Annotated in this window: 14 protein-coding genes; 7 read left to right on the forward strand and 7 right to left on the reverse strand. The window is 54.7% G+C overall.

Going from position 1 to position 17,468, the window contains the following annotated elements; all coding sequences use genetic code 11:
- Positions 1–80: 80 nt before the first annotated feature.
- Entirely contained in the window at positions 81–2,231 is a 2,151-nt protein-coding gene (locus JUK32_RS16085; RefSeq protein ID WP_309224560.1) for a pentapeptide repeat-containing protein, read from the reverse strand.
- A 226-nt stretch (positions 2,232–2,457) separates the two neighbouring features.
- On the opposite strand from JUK32_RS16085, the gene JUK32_RS16090 reads away from it, so the two are divergent.
- Together JUK32_RS16090 and JUK32_RS16095 are read left to right on the forward strand one after the other, a co-directional pair.
- On the forward strand, positions 2,458–3,609 hold the full coding sequence (locus JUK32_RS16090; RefSeq protein WP_204139883.1) for an alanine--glyoxylate aminotransferase family protein: 1,152 nt from the start codon (positions 2,458–2,460) through the stop codon (positions 3,607–3,609).
- 173 nt (positions 3,610–3,782) lie between these two features.
- Positions 3,783–4,463, forward strand: coding sequence for a PspA/IM30 family protein (locus tag JUK32_RS16095; RefSeq protein WP_204139884.1), 681 nt, complete (start codon positions 3,783–3,785; stop codon positions 4,461–4,463).
- Positions 4,464–4,751: 288 nt separating this feature from the next.
- On the opposite strand, the gene JUK32_RS16100 is transcribed toward JUK32_RS16095, so the two are convergent.
- Positions 4,752–5,417, reverse strand: a complete 666-nt coding sequence (locus tag JUK32_RS16100; protein ID WP_204139885.1) for a ComF family protein — start codon at positions 5,415–5,417, stop codon at positions 4,752–4,754.
- A 254-nt stretch (positions 5,418–5,671) separates the two neighbouring features.
- Here JUK32_RS16100 and JUK32_RS16105 point away from each other — a divergent pair, with 254 nt between their 5' ends.
- From JUK32_RS16105 to JUK32_RS16125, 5 genes are all read left to right on the forward strand, one after another.
- Positions 5,672–7,927 carry a putative PEP-binding protein gene (locus JUK32_RS16105; RefSeq protein WP_204139886.1) on the forward strand — a complete coding sequence of 752 codons (2,256 nt, stop codon included), beginning with the start codon at positions 5,672–5,674 and terminating at the stop codon, positions 7,925–7,927.
- 219 nt (positions 7,928–8,146) lie between these two features.
- Positions 8,147–9,055, forward strand: coding sequence for an alpha/beta fold hydrolase (locus tag JUK32_RS16110; protein ID WP_204139887.1), 909 nt, complete (start codon positions 8,147–8,149; stop codon positions 9,053–9,055).
- Between the two features lie 595 nt (positions 9,056–9,650).
- On the forward strand, positions 9,651–10,346 hold the full coding sequence (locus JUK32_RS16115) for a MotA/TolQ/ExbB proton channel family protein (protein ID WP_204139888.1): 696 nt from the start codon (positions 9,651–9,653) through the stop codon (positions 10,344–10,346).
- A 231-nt stretch (positions 10,347–10,577) separates the two neighbouring features.
- Positions 10,578–10,991 carry a biopolymer transporter ExbD gene (locus JUK32_RS16120; RefSeq protein WP_204139889.1) on the forward strand — a complete coding sequence of 138 codons (414 nt, stop codon included), beginning with the start codon at positions 10,578–10,580 and terminating at the stop codon, positions 10,989–10,991.
- An 83-nt stretch (positions 10,992–11,074) separates the two neighbouring features.
- A complete protein-coding gene (locus tag JUK32_RS16125; protein ID WP_204139890.1) occupies positions 11,075–11,491 on the forward strand; it encodes a biopolymer transporter ExbD in 417 nt (138 codons plus the stop codon).
- A gap of 150 nt (positions 11,492–11,641) precedes the next feature.
- Here JUK32_RS16125 and JUK32_RS16130 read toward each other — a convergent pair whose 3' ends face one another.
- From JUK32_RS16130 to JUK32_RS16150, 5 genes are all read right to left on the reverse strand, one after another.
- A complete protein-coding gene (locus tag JUK32_RS16130; RefSeq protein ID WP_204139891.1) occupies positions 11,642–13,087 on the reverse strand; it encodes a sensor histidine kinase in 1,446 nt (481 codons plus the stop codon).
- A 296-nt stretch (positions 13,088–13,383) separates the two neighbouring features.
- A complete protein-coding gene (locus JUK32_RS16135; protein WP_204139892.1) occupies positions 13,384–14,814 on the reverse strand; it encodes a hypothetical protein in 1,431 nt (476 codons plus the stop codon).
- Between the two features lie 205 nt (positions 14,815–15,019).
- Entirely contained in the window at positions 15,020–15,835 is an 816-nt protein-coding gene (locus JUK32_RS16140; protein WP_204139893.1) for a hypothetical protein, read from the reverse strand.
- Positions 15,836–16,136: 301 nt separating this feature from the next.
- Entirely contained in the window at positions 16,137–17,063 is a 927-nt protein-coding gene (locus tag JUK32_RS16145; RefSeq protein ID WP_204139894.1) for a PstS family phosphate ABC transporter substrate-binding protein, read from the reverse strand.
- 189 nt (positions 17,064–17,252) lie between these two features.
- Positions 17,253–17,468: hypothetical protein (locus tag JUK32_RS16150; protein WP_204139895.1), on the reverse strand; the 216-nt coding region annotated here is incomplete at its 5' end.

Below are 17,468 nucleotides of genomic sequence, written 5' to 3' on the forward strand. Positions count from 1 at the left end.
CTCAACCTGCCAGTATCGAGAGTTGAGCGAAGTCGAAACTCGGTTCATGGGGATCTTTTTTTCGCGCAAGTCCCTAACTTTTAGAAATACAGCAGCAAATTGAGGCCCGGAATAGTGCGAGAGAGGGTCCACAACAAGAGCGTGACGTAGGCTAGACCGATCGCCCACTGGTACCACACTAGGGCAGTGACGAGTCCGGGGACGCATTCATCCCGCAGGCGCAGATCGTTGAAGCCGAACTTAAACCAGTTATTCAGGCTGAAGTCGTAGTAGTTGAGCCAGTTGCGGCGCTTTTGCCAATCGATGGGATAGAAGCGATCGCGGAAAAAGGGATATTTCGGAATGACGGGTAATCGAGCGATTAAAAAGCGGAGTTGGCGGGCGCTGCCATCTTCGACTAGGTAGCTGGTGTTGAGTTGATCATGAAAGCGACCGCGACGATACAAGATGCCCGTCAAGGTCAGCGGGATGGGGAGGACGAGTAGCGCGATCGCCCCCAGCGTCCACCCTGGTGCTTCTCCGAGTCTCAGCAAAATCAGGGTGCCGAGCCCGAACAGCCCGACAAAGCTGCCTAACATCCACCCAATTTCAGCGCGGGGCGGGGCAATGGGAGTCGGCACGCGGCGACGATAGCGATCGACCCACCAAAATAGTGTGCTAGAGAGGGCGATCGCGACTAAACCGACGCCCAGCGTCAATCCCACGCTGCTACCGTACTGACTCAGCAGCAACAAAGTGGCTAGCAATCCCCAGCGCCAGGCCAGCTGCAAGCGCGACAGCCACGAGAGCGATGGTTGGGCAATGACGCGATCGCGCACCTTGACATAGGTGGCTAGGTCAAGGCCCTCCAGATCGAGCACGTCGGCGGCATTCACCAATGGCGCTTCGCCCCGTTGACTGATGATGGCGTCACTTTGGGCAGCGGAAAAGCCCACCTTTTGGAGCTGCGATCGCGAGGCGGTATTCAGATTCACGTTGATCAGGCGTTGCTGGAGCGATCGCAGCCGCAACTGCTCGGTGAGATATTCGATCCGGTTGGCATCCGCCACCTGCTCCAGTTCCCGAAAGTTGCGCACCAGGTTGCGCAGCAGGGTTTCGTTGCCCGCCAAACTAGGCACCGAGAGTACACGCCCGATTTTGCCAGGACTCCCCAATAGCTGACTTTGGTTACTGTTAAAGTCGAGGCCAGCCACATTGATACGGGTCGCTGGGCTGAAAACCGCATCACCAAAGTCTAATTGGTCTTGAATCACGGCTCCCCGAAAGTTAGCAGCTTGTTCTAACCGCGTTTGCCGAAAACTCATCGCCTCGCCAAAACGGGCTTCGGTAAAAAAAACATCGCCGCCAAAGGCACTTTTCACAAAGTTGCCGCTGGCTTGCCAAACCGTTTTGCCAAAGTCCGCATTCCCTTGAAACGTGACTCGGCTGAAATTGGCCGCTTGCTGAAAGGTGACCTGGGCTAACCCGGCACCGTTGGTAAACTCGCTGCCCTGGAACGTGACCGGCCCCTGGAATCCGGCTTGTCCGAGTCGGAGACGGTCAAAAAACAGCGCACTGCGAAAGCGGACAGCCTGCTGAAACTGACACCCCACGCATGAAACTGCATCGCTAAAGCGGCTTTGACTAAAGTTGACGGGTTGCAAAAACCGGGCACCCGGCGCGTTCACAGGCTCTAAAAAGAAAATATCAGGCGCGAGGACTGGCCCCTCAAACCGGGTCTGCGAGAGATTCAGGCCATGGCGGAAGAGATAGAGCCGCAGTGTCGTGGACTGGGGTTGGAGTAAGAGCGATCGCGACAGTTGGCTCAGCTGTGACAGGCGACGGCGATCGCGCTGTAGTTGCGTTTGTTCGCGTTCGGTCAACAAAGGGAAGAACGCCTCGCCATACAACGGCTCTCGCAAGCTCAAGCGCTGGAAGTCAAAGGTGCCCAAAATCACCGACTCACTTAAATCGAGGGTGAAGGTTTGACTACCCGTTTGCAAGCGGTTATTTAAATCCGTGTAGAAGCGATCGCGAAACTCCCCATTTTGATCGCGTAAATCGAGCGTGACCCGCCGTAAATCCAGCGTCGGCTTACCTTCTCGCTGCACCGGATGTTGGAGCCGCTCTTGCAGTTGGGCGATCGTCAACGGCTCAGAATTCACTGCTGCGGCCAAACTCGCCGCTGGGTTGGCCCAAGCCACTAGCCACACCATTGCGAAAATCAATCCTGCCTGCAACCAACCGCGCACAGTCTTCTCCCATTCCTGAGGTCAAGGGTAGCCCGTTTTATCTCAATTCTCCGCTGCCTGCGCCACTGCTCTGATACCCTTCGACCCCTTCGACCCCTTCGACTTCGTCATCAATCGCTCATCATGCTAATAACAGTCCAAAGGAATGAAGCGAATTTCATATCTTGTGCGATGCTGAAATACGCTTGTATTCACCACAGCAACCGACAATTGGAAGGGGGAGCCCATGGACGACAAATTCATGCTGATGATTCCGGGGCCAACGCCAGTGCCCGAAAGCGTTTTACTGGCCCAGGCCAAGCACCTTATCGGCCACCGTAGCGGCGAGTTTAGCGAGATTATGGCCGAGGTGACCGCTGGTCTGAAATGGCTGCACCAAACGGAAAACGATGTACTGATGCTGACCGCTAGCGGCACTGGGGCCATGGAAGCGGGCATCATCAATGTGCTCAGCGTCGGCGATCGCGTGTTGGTGGGCAGCAATGGTAAGTTTGGCGATCGCTGGTTCAAGGTGTGCCAAGCCTTTGGTCTGACGGTGGAAGTCATTGAAGCGGAGTGGGGCAAGCCGCTAAACCCGGACGACTTCAAAGCGAAGCTGGAAGCCGACACCGACAAAACCATTAAGGCCGTTTTGGTCACCCACAGCGAAACCTCGACTGGCGTGTTGAATGACCTCAAAACCATTGCCGACCATGTCCATGCCCACGGGGAAGCGCTGGTGTTAGTCGATGCCGTCACCAGCTTGGGCGCTTGCAGCGTGCCCGTGGATGAGTGGGGCTTGGATGTGGTGGCCTCGGGCTCACAAAAGGGTTACATGGTTCCTCCCGGACTCGGCTTTCTCGCCATGAGCGATCGCGCCTGGAAAGCCTATGCGACCTCAAATATTCCCAAATTTTATTTTGACCTGGGGCCTTACCGTAAGAGCGGCGCAAAGAACACGACTCCCTTTACGCCTCCGGTGAGCCTGTTCTTTGCCCTGCAAGTCGCCCTCAAAATGATGCAGGCAGAAGGGCTCGATGGCATCTTTGCCCGTCATGTCAAATTGCAAACGGCGACGCGGGCGGCGATGAAAGCGCTGAATCTGCCGCTGTTTGCTGCTGACAATGTGGCGAGCCCTGCCGTCACCGCCGTAATGCCCCAAGGCGTCGAAGCGGAGAAAATTCGCTCGATCATGCGGCAGCAATACGATATCGCTCTCGCGGGTGGCCAAGATCATCTAAAAGGCCAGATCTTTCGCATTGGGCACCTCGGCTTCGTGGGCGATCGCGATATCCTGACTGCCGTGGCGTCACTAGAGGCGACCTTGGCGCAACTGGGGGCCAATGGGTTTACCCCAGGTGCGGGACTGGCGGCAGCCCAAGCCGTGCTCTCGGCTTAACCGCATCGCTGGGTAGCAACTCTTCGCTTATCCGGTCGGTAGGGCTTCAGTAGCGACTGACCGGATACTTTTTGAGCCCAAGACGATTACTAAGAGCTACCCAAATCCACTCGTAGGATTGGCTGCTATCTTGCTAACAGGATATTGATTAGACAAAGGACGAGAGCAAAGCGATGGGTGTACTGGGTCGGTTAGGACAAGTCATTCGTGCTCAGGTCGGTGACTGGGTCAACGGAGCCGAAGACCCGGAAAAAATGCTCGACCAAGCTGTGGCTGACCTGCAGCGGGATCTGATTCAACTGCGGCAAGCGGTGGCCCAAGCGATCGCCACCCAAAAACGCACCGAACGCCAGCAGCATCAAAACCAAACCCTCGCCCAAGAATGGTATAACCGGGCGCAACTCGCATTGCAAAAGGGCCAAGAAGATCAGGCTCGGGAAGCATTAACCCAGCGCCACACCTACCAGCGCATCGGGGAGCAACTAGCGGGCCACATCAGTGACCAAAAGGCGGCGATCGTCCAGCTCAAAACCAATATGCGGGAACTGGAAGTCAAGATTGCCGATGTCCGCACCCGGCGCGACATGTACATCGCCCGCGCCCGCTCGGCTGAAGCTTCCCAGCGCATTCAAGACATGATTGGTCAAGTGGGCCACGCGCGATCGCTCGGCACCCTCAGCCAAATGGAAGACAAAGTCCTGGATTTAGAGGCCCAAGCCAGCGCCACCGCTGAACTCAACCAAGCCCTCACCGACCAATCCCTCGAAGGTCGATTTGCGGCCCTGGAGCGGGGCGAGGCAACCGCGATCGAGCAAGAGCTATCGGCGATGAAAAACCGCTTACCCCGTCAATAAGTCTCAGTTCGACAGACGCCTTTTGCCCTCTCTCCAAACCTCTCTCACGAAGGGAGAAAGGCTTCAAACCCAGATGCCCTGGTGAGAATCTTGCCAATGTAGAGAACTCTGCGAAAATTTTCAACGTTTCGTCGAACTCACGTTCAATAAATGTTTCCCCCGACCGCAGCAGCAGCCAGCCGTGGGGACGCGACTGGAGGAGAGCGCATGAGAGCGGTTTGGGGCAGGCCCACGGCACGGCGGATGACCATCTGGCCAGGAACCGCGAAAACTATGCGCTGCTGCCGCCTACTCCATCACGGCACGGGCGACGATCACTACTCCACAGACCGAGATCCCGCAGCGGCGTAATTCATGGGCGGCGATTTGGACCGTGGTACCTGTGGTGTAAATATCGTCGAGCAATAAAACGGGCTGCTGGGGTCGCTGCTGAAAGGCTTGGCCTAAGGAGAAGGCTCCGGCTAAGTTTTGCTGGCGAGCTTCGACGCCCAGGCTAAATTGGGGGGCTGTGGCCCGTTGCCGCCTGAGTCCCTGGCGCACTAGGGCAAGGCCCGTGTGGGCACAGAAAGCCTGGGCGATGAGGTCGGCTTGGTTGTATCCCCGCTCACGCTGTTTTTCGATAAACATGGGGATGGGGACGACGAGGGGCGATCGCCGAGTCAGTGGCGCTTGCTGCCAGTGCTGGCCCAGCGCTTGGCCCAGGGGAATCGCCAACTCGGGATGCTGCTCATACTTGAGGGCGGCGATCGCTCGCTTGAGTGCCCCTTGGTAGCTGCCCCAGGCCAATACTGGTAGCGCTTTTGGTGCTGGTTGGTGGCTAGAAACCTGGGAGCTGCAACGACTCACCTGGGCCCAACAAGATGGACAGAGGGCCTGGGGCGAGGGGCGATCGCACAATGGGCAAGGCTGCTGGAGAAATAGATTGGTTAATGATTTTAACGACTGAGTCAACATGATTGATGAATTTAATAGAAGCGTGTCACGTCGTCTTTACCCGTTACTTTGGTGTCTACTATTGTCTTGACACGCGAGCGTTTGAGCATAGGGTGAAAATGACGAGTTGATGCTTCAAAATCCCAGTGGGTGGCGAAGCCGCTTCAGCGTCTTTGCGGATTGAGGCTAGCGCTCATGATCTGAGGCGATGCCCCCGGGTGCTCCGGGGGCTGTGGACACGTTGCTTATTTTGTATTGACTCACTTGCGGTCTTTATGTCCTGTTTTGTCCCGCTTATCCCCACGACTGAGGCCCTGGCACCGCAAGTCGGGGAATCCGCTAGCCTGCTGCACCAAGCCCAGCAGGCCGGACAAACGGTGCCGCCAAGTTGGATCATTCCGGCGAGGTATTTTCACCAGACCTTACAGAAATTGGGGGCGCGGGAGCCCTTGCTGACGGACTGGCCGCAGCTGTTGTGGCAGACCACCGAGCCAGCGGGATATTCTGTTCAGCAGATCGCCAAGCGGCTCCGCCAACCCCTCATCAACCTGCCACTCGATCTGCCTTGGGACGAGGTGCTGGCGGCGGTTAATACGCCGACTGTGCGTCTGTTGCCGTCCCTGTGGCTGGGTGACGACAGGGCGACTATTCCCTGGGGACAAATGCTAGCCGCGCCGGTGTGTTGGGCTGAGCCGGAGGCAATGGAAGCTGCCCTCAAGCAGGTTTGGCTGTCGGCGCTCGACGCTAAGAGCCTGACCTTCTGGCAATTTTGGCGATCGACCCAGGCGGAGGCCGGGGCACATTATCCCGCCACGGTGGATTTGGCGGTGATTGTGCAGGCGGTGGAACCAACCACTTTTTCTGGCACCTTGACCGTGCGGCCCTCGACATTGGCGATCGCCGCTGTGGAAGGGTTGCCACGGGCCTTAGGGGAATGCTGTCCGGCGACGTTCAACGGTAGCTTGCCGCGATTACCCCATTTTCCCTGGCAGCTAGGCTACCAAGAAGCGTGCTACCAGCCCCGCGATCGCTCGGAGGCCGACTCTCAAACCTTGATCGAGCCGGGAGTTGCGAAGGTGGAGCGATCGCGCCTCCAGCTCACCGTGCCCGACCCGGTTGAGCAGTTGTTGTGGAGCTTAGCGCAATGGCTCATCCAGTGGTCAGCGCAGCCACTGCACCTGGAATGGCACCTCCACGCCGCGAGTGGCATCCTGCAAATTGCGCAACTGCATGTCTGGCCGCTGCGACCCTATGAAGTCCAGGCGATTCTGCCTGAGCCCGCTACCAGTGCGGCGATGACCGGGCGCGGGGCGGCCCCCGGCACGGCCCAAGGACACGCCTTAATTTTATTGCCCGGACAACCGGCCCCCGTCTCGGCCCATCGGCAAATCATCATTGCGTCAGAAATCGCCCCCGACCAACTCCCGCTCTTAAAAACGGCCAGTGGCGTGGTGGCCGAACGCGGGGGACTGACGTGCCATGCTGCTGTGCTGGCCCGAGAGTTGGGGCTTCCGGCGATTGTGGGGGTGCCCCACGCCACCACCCGTTTGCAACCGGGCGAGGCCCTCGAAATTGACGGCGATCGCGGCCTCCTGACTCGCTTACCCCAGTTGCCCAGCGTCCCCCCCGTGTCCCCGGTGCCCACCGTTGAGTTGGCCCCGACGCAGACGGAAATTTGGGTCAACTTGAGTCAACCGGACATCGCGGCGGCGATCGCCGACCTGCCCGTCACCGGGGTGGGTCTGCTGCGCTCAGAGTGGCTGATGATGCCCGTCCTGGAGCGTCAGCATCCCTATCACTGGCTGGCGACCGGCCAAAAGGAGCTCTTGCTAAAACGACTGGAACAGCAACTCCGCCCCATTCTTGCCGCTTTCCATCCCCGCCCCGTGCGATATCGCACCCTGGATATTCGTACCAGTGAATTTGCCCAACTGGTCGGGGCTCCTGCTGTGGAACCGAACCCCATGCTGGGCGTGCGGGGGGCTTTTAGCTACCATCATCAGCCGCAATTCTTTGATTTAGAGTTGACGCTGTTGAAACGACTGCAAGAGCAAGGCTACGGCAACCTGCAACTGGTGTTGCCCTTTGTCCGTACGGTGGAAGAAGTCGTGTACTGTCGCGCAGCGATCGCGGCCACGGGACTACAGCAGTCCCCCGACTTTGCCCTCTGGATTATGGCCGAAGTGCCGTCGGTACTGTTTCAATTACCGCAATATGTCGCCGCGGGCATTCAGGGCATCGCCATTGGCACCCACGACTTGACTCAACTGCTGCTGGGCATTGATCGCGACCAAACCATTTTTGCCGCTCCCTATGACGAAACCCACCCCGCTGTGCAAATGGCGATCGCCCAGTTAATTGACGCCGCGCACCAGACCGACATTCCCACCTGTCTTTGCGGCTCCTCGCCGACCCACCATCCAGAATTTGTCGCCGCTGCTGTCCGCCAACGGGTGACGGGACTCTCAGTGGATGTCTCCGCCCTGGCCCTCACTACGCAAATCGTGCAGCAAGCCGAAATTGGCGGTTAACATCACTTTTCTGTCGTTCAATGCTGCTGACTGTGTCTCTTCCCCTGCCCCTGTCCTCCCATTGCCAGACTGACTCAATCTGCCCGTCATTAGCCGAGGGATGACTGGCAGGGGCGATGGTTTCTCCAGCGGTGGCGCTGTCCCGCACCCGGAGCAGCGATCGCAGTTCTATACTGTTAGTCATTAGTCAATAAACTTAACTTTCGTTCATTTCCCGCTATGACAGCTCAACTCACCGCGCCAACGACTCTGGAAACGCTGACCTGGGACTGGCAAGGCCACCGCGTTGGTCACACGATCCAGGGTCAGGGCCAACCGCTGGTGCTGATTCATGGGTTTGGGGCGTCCATCGGCCACTGGCGCAAAAACATTCCCGCTTTGGCCGCTGCCGGATACCAGGTACACGCGATCGACCTGCTGGGCTTTGGCGCGTCTGACAAACCGCCGCTGACCTATACCCTGGAGCTGTGGGAAGCCCTGTTGCAGGACTACTGGCGCGAGCACATCAACCGCCCCGCCGTGTTTGTCGGCAATTCCATCGGGGGATTGATGACGTTGATGATGCTAGCCCATGCGCCCGAGATGGCCCAAGCCGGGGTGCTGCTCAACTGCGCTGGGGGATTAAACCACCGCCCCGAGGAGCTGAACTTGCCCTTGCGCGTGGTGATGGGCACCTTCAGCAAAGTGGTGAACTCCAATTTGTTAGGCCCGTTGGTCTTTAACGAAGTGCGGCGCAAGTTTCGCATTCGTGGGTCGCTACAGCAGGTGTATGGCAACCGTGAGGCCATTACTGACGAGCTAGTGGAGATTTTGTATCGTCCCTCCTGTGATCCGGGGGCGCAAAAAGTGTTTGCCTCGATTTTGGCGGCCCCTCCAGGGCCAAGACCGGAGGAACTGTTGCCCCAGATTCAGCAGCCGCTCTTGGTGCTGTGGGGCGAAGACGACCCCTGGACGCCGATCAAAGGAGCCGATATCTACCGTGAGTTGAGCGCTGTCAATGAAGAGAGCTCCCCGACGGTCACCTTTCACGCCATTGCCAATACCGGACATTGCCCCCACGACGAACGTCCTGAGGTAGTGAATCCACTGATCCTTGACTGGTTGCAGGCCTTGGTTCCCGCCACCTAGCGATCGCGGTGCCTCAATCGGCCCGGAACTTTGACTGAGCAGGTCGTCACTGTACCTTGGCGTTAGTTGGCTGTCACTTTTATGGGAAGTCCGCCAACAGCTATTTTGGTCAGCTTGCTAAACCGCGTGCGATGGGAGAGGGCAAAGCCCGATTCGGGTTCGCTGGAGGGGGGCAGGTCGGTTTATGCTTCTGGGTCAAAGTCTGAGTTTAGTGGGGCTTGAGCTCCCCCGTTGTCGCCGCTCCCTGGAAAAAGGGGCGCTTCCAGATTTCCCGCTGTACAAAGATTTCCCCCTTTTTCTAGCGCAGCCATGCCCGGAGGGCTTTAGGGGGATTAGGGGGGGGCAGCAGTAGCTTGACGCTAAACAGATACGGTTCAAACCCAGAGGTATAAACCGTGTATGTTGCTGCCCTCAGCCCCGAAAATCGTTGTCTTAAACCGGAATTAAACTCAATAAGGACTTCTGTTAATCTTTGACATAGGGACTTTCGTTATTCTGTCTGACAGTATGAGGCTTCGGCCTCTGCTGCTTGCTGGAAGTCTGCTCTGATCTTTCAGAGTGACTTGTCAATTCCGCTTTCACTAGAGCCGCTTACATGACGACTGTATTTGATTTTTTGGCTAGGGGTGGCCCAGTAATGGTGCCAATTATGGGCTGCTCAGTCTTGACGATCGCCACGGCGCTGGAACGTACCTGGTTTTGGACGAGTCTGCTGAAACGCGAAAGCCAGGTCGTTAATGAAGTGCTCGAAGCGGCGCGGCAAGATTTGGATGAAGCCGCCGCGATCGCCGCCCAGGCCAACGACACCCCGGTAGGACGATTTCTGTCGGCTCCCCTGCGACTCAAAAACCCCTCTCCCGAGACCTTTCGCCTCGCCCTCGAAAATGCGGGAGACAAGGAATTTGTACAGATGCGGCGGGGCGACAAGCTGCTGGAAACCATCGTGGCTGTGGCCCCGCTGTTGGGTCTCTTGGGGACGGTGACGGGCCTCATTGCCACCTTTAATAACCTCAACATTGGCGGGGGCGGCAACACCGATACCTCTCAAGCGGCCGCTGGTATCGGGGAAGCGCTCATCACGACCGCAGCGGGCATGGTAGTCGCGATTTTGGCGCTATTGGTTTTTCGCATCATGGTCACTTTCCAAGGCCAGCAGATGGACTACTTTTCCGAAGCGGGCAACGAGTTAGAACTGATTTATCGGCAATACTGGTACGAACCGGCGCTCTCTGCCGCCGAGAATCCGCCCCCGCCCCCGCGCTCCGAGCCCTTTGTTGCCGAACGCTATTGACCTTTAGGAATGAGGACCAAATAACACCCAGATTTTGTATGGCAGGCATCTTGCCTGCCATTGGACAGCCGAGACGGCTATCCCACCTGATTAAATTCCCATTCCTGAGAGACACCCTCACCCTCAAAGTATCGATGCCTGAACCGGGACGCACCCAACCACCCAGCCACCCAACCACCGCCCTCAACCGGGATACTCCTTTCTCGCCGCTCCCTTATCTCCCCCACCGCTATGCGCTTTCGCGAAACTAGAGACACCGCTCCGCCGCAGATTGACCTCATCCCGATGCTGACGGTCATGATGGGGGTGCTGGCCTTTTTTGTGGTCGTCACCCTCACTCTGGGCAGCGAAGAAGCCATCGATATGCAGTTACCCGCTGCCCAGCCCGAAGACCCCCCAGCAACGCTGCCCACCACGAATCCTTTTATCGTCGAAATGCAGGCTAACGGGGGCTTTACGGTCAATGCCAACCCGATAGACAAAGATACCCTCAAAGTTGAAATGGAGGCTTACTTGGCTGAAAATGCGGACCACGTGGTCTATTTACTGCCCGATCGCGACTTGCCCTATGAGCAGGTGATTCAATTTTTGGGCGAAATGCGGGCCATTGGTGGCGATCGCGTGTCGTTAGCGATCGAGGAATAAAGCGCTAATCAACCCCGTCTGAATGTTGTCCGTCCCCTCGACCCGGATGCCCCCTACCGACTCACCCACTACCCTTGACCGCCATGCGTCCCCGCCGCTCGACCGCTTCCAAAGTGCCTGAGGTCAACCTCGTCCCCATGATGGATGTGTTGATGACGGTGCTGACGTTTTTCATCATCATCTCGATGACCTTGACGGGCCGACAGCTCATCGGCATTGAGGTTCCCGAAAATGTGGAAGGCACCGATGCCGAGGTCGATGCCGCCACCCAAGCCCAAGCCCTCATCATTGGTCTCGACAGCAGCGGCAACATTATTTTTGAAGACGAGCCGATCAGCTTTCAGCAATTGACCCAGCGCATTCGCACGCATTTTGCCGAAAATCCTGAGGGTACGTTGCTACTAAAAGCGGATAAAGACTTGCCCTATGATGACGTGGCCGTCTTTTTGACGGATTTGCGCGATATCGGCGGTAACCGCGTTTCCCTAGCGGTGGAATAAGCGGTGCTGCGGTTGATATCGCCATGCGCCTCAACCCACAAATGATTGTCAGAGTTGCCCTCCGTCATCAAGGGCAGATGACAATAAAAAATGTCCATAGCTGCGGCCTCCACAACTAGAGTCTGGGCGATCTACGATTGCTTCTGTCTTCTATTTCCTCAAAGACACTCCCCCCTGAGGGGGCCTCTGGGTAGGCAGTAAGACTTCAAATTCGGTGCCTGGAGTAGATCGGTCTGTCGTGTTGTCGGCAGCGACTATGGGCGATCGCAAAATCAAGTGACCACCATGCTTTTCGGTCACAATTTGTCGGGTAATAGAGAGGCCAAGCCCCGTACCATCTCCCGCTGGCTTCGTGGTGAAAAAGTCGTCAAACACATGGCGTTGAATCGCGGGCGGAATGCCTGGCCCATTATCACGAATCCGAATCGATACCCAAGCTCCTGGTGCCGGAGCCCTCTCCTGCCTGTCATCAGTAATATCGGTTGGGAGGCGATCGCAGTAGCTTGTTGTGAGCGTTATACAAGGTTTCCATTCCTCCGATTGGATGGGCGGCAATAAAGGCTGTTCGCGATCGCTCCTTGCATCGGCAGCCTTAGCTCGTGCCGCCTCATGCTCTAATAAGGCATCAATGGCATTGCTGATAATGTTCATAAAAACCTGGCCAATTTGACCGCCAAAGCCGGAAATTTTGGGTGCGTCGTCAGCATATTGCTTGTGGATGGTGATGCCTTCCTTGAGCCGATTATTCAAAATTTGTAGAGTGCTATCCAAACTGTGATGAATATCGATCGAATCTCGTTGGGATTCATCCATGCGTGAAAAAGTTCGCAAGCTCGTTACTAGATTGCGGAGGCGATCTGTTCCCGTTTTCATGCTTTGCAAAACTTGGGGCAGATCACTCAAAATAAAGTTTAGGTCAACGCGCTGCTTGAGTGTTTTGAGTGAGTGGCTTGGTGAAGTAATCTCCTGCTCGTGTGCCTGAATCAGTGTGATCAAGTCTTCAGTATATTCTTCAAAATAGTTGAGATTGCCCCAAATAAAGTTGACGGGATTACGAATTTCGTGGGCTACTCCGGCCATCATTTTGCCTAAACTCGCCATCTTTTCACTTTGCATTCGTTCAGTGCGCGTTTTTTCGGCGAGCAGGTTGGCTGTCAACTGGTGAACCGTCGATTGTGCCTGCAATAAATCATGCACATCTAATAAATAAAACGGCTGAGTAGGTGATTGTTGCGATTCAACAACAATGGGTTCATACAACAACTCTGAAGGGCGCGCGATCGCCTGTTGGGCTGCCAAAGTAATCTTTGTGGTGCCAGCTAGTCGCAGAAAATCGTGAGTGATAAATCGATGCAGTGTAGTCACTGGTCGCCGCAAAAATAGCTCGCGGCCATAGGGTCGGCTAATGACTTCAAGGAAATGCCGCCGGGAGATAACTCCCAGCAGACTGCCATCCTGGGCCAACAAAATGACTCCTGGCAATACGGGATCTTGTTCTAAGGCCTGAAAAATTACATTGCCGAGAGTGCCTGGCTTGACCCCAAACTGATGCAGGTTAAGGCTTTCCAAGGTTGAGTCAATCTGGAGAACGTCCATAACTTTTAAGCCGCAAGCGAGTCATCACGATGACGCAGACGCCCTGATTAGGCACCTCAGACTTTGAGGTATTAAAAATCACCTGCCCACTCACAAATTACCATTCAGATTGACTTCTACAGGGTGATTCCAGGTTTACGGATGACTAAGATCAGGTTAAGCTTTCAGGCTGATCAGGAGAGAGATGCCAGCCAGGAAACGTTCACAACCAGAGCGTTTTGTGTAGAATACATGTCTCCCTAATGCTACGGAACTTGGAGAAGATTGGAGGCATCAGGGATTACTCCGTGAGTCTGTCAATTTGGCGATGCCCTGTGGAGGATGGAGTTCGAAGTGATCAGGTCAAATGTCTGTGATGTTAGCGGCTGACAATTGACGCTGTTATAGGCTGTCGGCACGACAACGACATAAGCCTGAGACGTTGCTGCTTTGGGAAACTCAAAATCTTTGACTAAAGCTGTGGCGCGATCGTCAAATACTGCATAGCCTGTGGAGCGTAACTGTTGCGGCTCACCCTGTAAGCGGCCATCAGCATTTACGACCACTCCTAGCTGGGCCGCTGCTGGTTCGATGGGCAGACAAATGTTATTTGGGTAGGCAACACGTTCTGGAAAATCCTCTAAAGTACTGGCTTGTGCATTGGCGATCGCCTCGTTTCTAACCATTGAATTGAGCCAATCTGTCTGATTCTGTTGTGCTTCAGACAGGGTTGTTGAGGAGGAGCTAATGTAACTCTCCAACACCTCAAAATAGCTGGCAGGTAAGTTCGTACCCCTAGGTGGCCATTGGCACTCTTCTGGGTCATAGGCAATCTTGACCTGAACTAAATACGCCTGGGGATGATCTGTGCTCGGGTACGTCTGCTGCTGCACCAGGGCTCGGGCCGCTTGGTTGAACTTACGGTACCCGGTCGATTGCAGCGTCATAATGTCGCTGTTGACTGTGCCATCGGCTTCAACTAACACAAGCAACTCAGCCGTATCAGGCGCATTGGGTAGACAAATCTTAGCCTCGTAGGGGAGCGGTTCAATTGCGGCCAAAGGCTGAATCTCTAAGCGACTGTAGGGGGCTCCCTGTTCCGTAAAGCTACTTAGCCAAATCGCCTTCCGCTCAGTGACTTCCGCCGTCGTCAGGGAGTTCAGCCCTTGATAAGTGGCAAATACATCAACATAACTCAGAAATTGTTGTCGCCCTTCCCCCGCCCCTGAGTTGGGCTCAGGCGGCAGCAGATTGGGATTATTGAGCCTGGGGACGACTGGGGCCGAGGTCGCACGACTGGCATCTTGGGGGGAGCGGTTACTTTGATTCGCGGTCGGTGTGGAGTTGGCCCCACGGGTAGTTGTGGCGTTGCGGTTGCTCGCCCGTGAGTTGGCACCAGTAGCCCTGGCCCTGGCTCCCCCTGATTCTTGGGCTGGATTGCCATTGGGAGCACCTGCCCTAGCTGATTGATTTATCCTGGGTTCGGCATTTGCCGACTCTCCGGTATCTGCTGGTTTTGGGGGCTCTGTGCTGCCTGTGGAGGGCGGCTGGCGCTGAGAGGTGGGTGGGTCGGTTTTGGTGACAGTAATGCCACCCTCCTCCGGGTCGGGAGGAGACACTAACTCATCTTCTCCGGGTGCTGTCGGAAGGAACAGAATCATGCCGTGTAAGCCGAATGAGAGTAGCAGCACAAACGGCAAGAGATATCGCTTCAGCGATCGCCTAGCAGTTGAGGGAGAAGCGTTCATTGACATAATGCGGGCTACAGGAAAAGATTTCTACAAAATGAGCAATTTATGGGAACAAATTTATGGGGCCAAATATCCTCACTATTGAGAATTTAGAAGGGCGCTATTTCATCACATGAAGTCAATACCGACATATTGAAGAAATGGCAAATTGAACTCAACTCTTGGTCTGTAATGGATCAGAAGCTTCAACTGATCAGCTCCTCTATCCTCGAGGATCTTCCGTCCAAAAGATCAAGACAATACTGGCAGGCGGGCTACCTGGGCCAATCTTTATGGCTGATACATATAAAGTTGGCACTCCATTATCTTGGATCTCAAACAGTTGTTCACCACAATAGCCATCAGCAACTTCTATCAGTGTTTGGTTTGTGAAAGTCAGCGGGAGATCTTCTGTAACAACCAGCCCATAATTGCGACGAAAGAACTTTAGCTGATTGGCTGGCGCGAGCAATTGATAGCTATTGGAGGTGATTTCTGCAAAGAAACACTCTAAGTTGAGGTTTTGTAAATAGCCCAATTCCCAAATATTTTGAGGGAAGTCAGCAGTGCCATCGAATTCAACATTGATGCCTCCCGTTTGACCGAGTAAAGTTGCTTGACGAGTCGGGTCAAACTGAGTGTTGCCTTCGTTTTCTGGAACATGGTTATCTTGTACCCCCTCCTCATCTAACAATGGTTCATCAACGGGAATTTCATCTGATACGACAGGTTGATCTAAATCAGGCGGAATCAATTGATCTTGAGCTGGTGACTCAGGCGTTACAGGCTGGTCAGGAGAGCGTTCTGCCGGTGGCGTTGCTAACGCGGGAAGCTCACTAATACTCAGAATATCAATCGCTTCCTCCTCCTCGGAAGGCGTTTTTTCCTCAGTGATCTCTCGTTCACGCTCTGGGTTAGGAATCGGCATGAACAGCAGAGCAATGTGTAGTAGTAAAGATAATCCCATTAAAGGGAAAACCAACCATTGCCATTGCTGCTTACGGCGTAGTGAAGAAGCTTCAGTATTAGGCAGTATCAACGTTCTTAGATAACCAAGCCAGAGATATCGGACAAGTGGGTTACTACCGCAGTCTGCTTCAGGGGAGCAGTTCAGCGATCGTGTGATCAAAGCAGCTTTGTGAGCTTTGACCCCTTAAGGACAACCCCAAGACTTAAATTGTCCTGGGGTTGCCAAGTAGACTTACTAAACTTGTGAAAGCTGAGTGACGCGATCTCCCCAATTCAAGGAAGCAGGTGGCCTGGAGCAACTACAAAGATTGAGCCAGTAAAATGAGCCAGTAAAACTCGATCAAGTTTAGTGAGTCATTGCTTAGACCTACTTATAGGCCTGCTAAGGCGTCATCAAGCTGGGCCAAAGCATCATCATAGTCACCACTATCCACCGCAATGTATCCAACTTCTTCAAGAAGATCGGTATCTCGAGCAGTTTCCAGATAGTAGCGGACGTAAGCCTCAACTTCCGGTCTTTCTAGGGCATCGGTGCTGATGTAAATGAACAGTGGACGAGACAATGGGTAAGAGCCGTCTTTCCCGGTTTCAAAGCTCGCTTCTACACCTTCGACGGACACACCGTTCAAGATGTCTTGGTTTTCCAAATAGTAAGCTAAGCCAAAATAACCCAGGGCATTTTCATCACCGGCAACCCCGACAACTAAGATGTTGTCATCTTCGCTGGCAATGTAATCAGCGCGGCTAGCACCAGATTCACCCACAACCTCTTCGGTGAAGTAGTCAAAAGTACCAGAGTCTGTGCCGGGGCCATACAAGCGGATTGGTGCGTTAGGCCAGCTGGAATTGACCTGGTTCCAGCGAGTAATGGTGCCCTCAGCTTCGGGTGCCCAGAGTGTGTTTAGTTCCTCAAAGGTTATATCGTTGAGCCAATCATTCTCAGGATGAGCGACTAAGGCGAGAGCGTCCAACCCAACTAGGACTTCGATGTACTCAATCCCTGCAGCAGCACAGGCTTCGACTTCTTCGGGCTTGATCGGACGTGAAGCGTTAGAGATGACGGTTTCACCCGCACAGAATTTGCTAAAGCCGCCACCGGTGCCGGAAACACCCACCGCAATTTGGACATCGGGGTTGGCTGCCATAAAGTCTTCAGCCACAGCCTCTGAAATCGGAAAAACAGTGCTGGACCCATCAAGGACGATGGTCTCTTGGGCCTGGGCTGAGGTGGCGATCGCTAGACCAACAGCGGTGGCGGCAACGACTGCGCTCGCTGTTGTGAATCGGTTAGCAAACATAAATTAGTACACTCCCATCGGGATATTCAGATATCACAAATCCACCTGAAAAAGTATCAGCCGAAGATTATCGGAACCTTTACCAGAGTCCAAGGGGATATTGGGATTGAATTAAGTTTCGGTTAATTGTTGACCAGTGAATTGGGTTATTCAACCAAGAGCATAGTGAACGAACTCCTTGCCGAGTCCTTATCGGTAGGCCGCTGAGGACAGAGGAGAGTAAGACTTATTGAAGGTTGCCAGAGGTTCTGTCACCGTGATGTAGGAATGGTCGGCTCCACCGACATTACCAACAACTGAATTTTGAAATTTACCTTTTGAATTTTGCGAGAGTGTTCTGATTTTTGTGTAAGCAGATATGGACTCAAAGTTTGAAGCGTTCTGGAAACAGAATAGCAAAGTGTG

The organism is Halomicronema sp. CCY15110, from assembly GCF_016888165.1.
GTDB lineage: Bacteria > Cyanobacteriota > Cyanobacteriia > Phormidesmidales > Phormidesmidaceae > Halomicronema.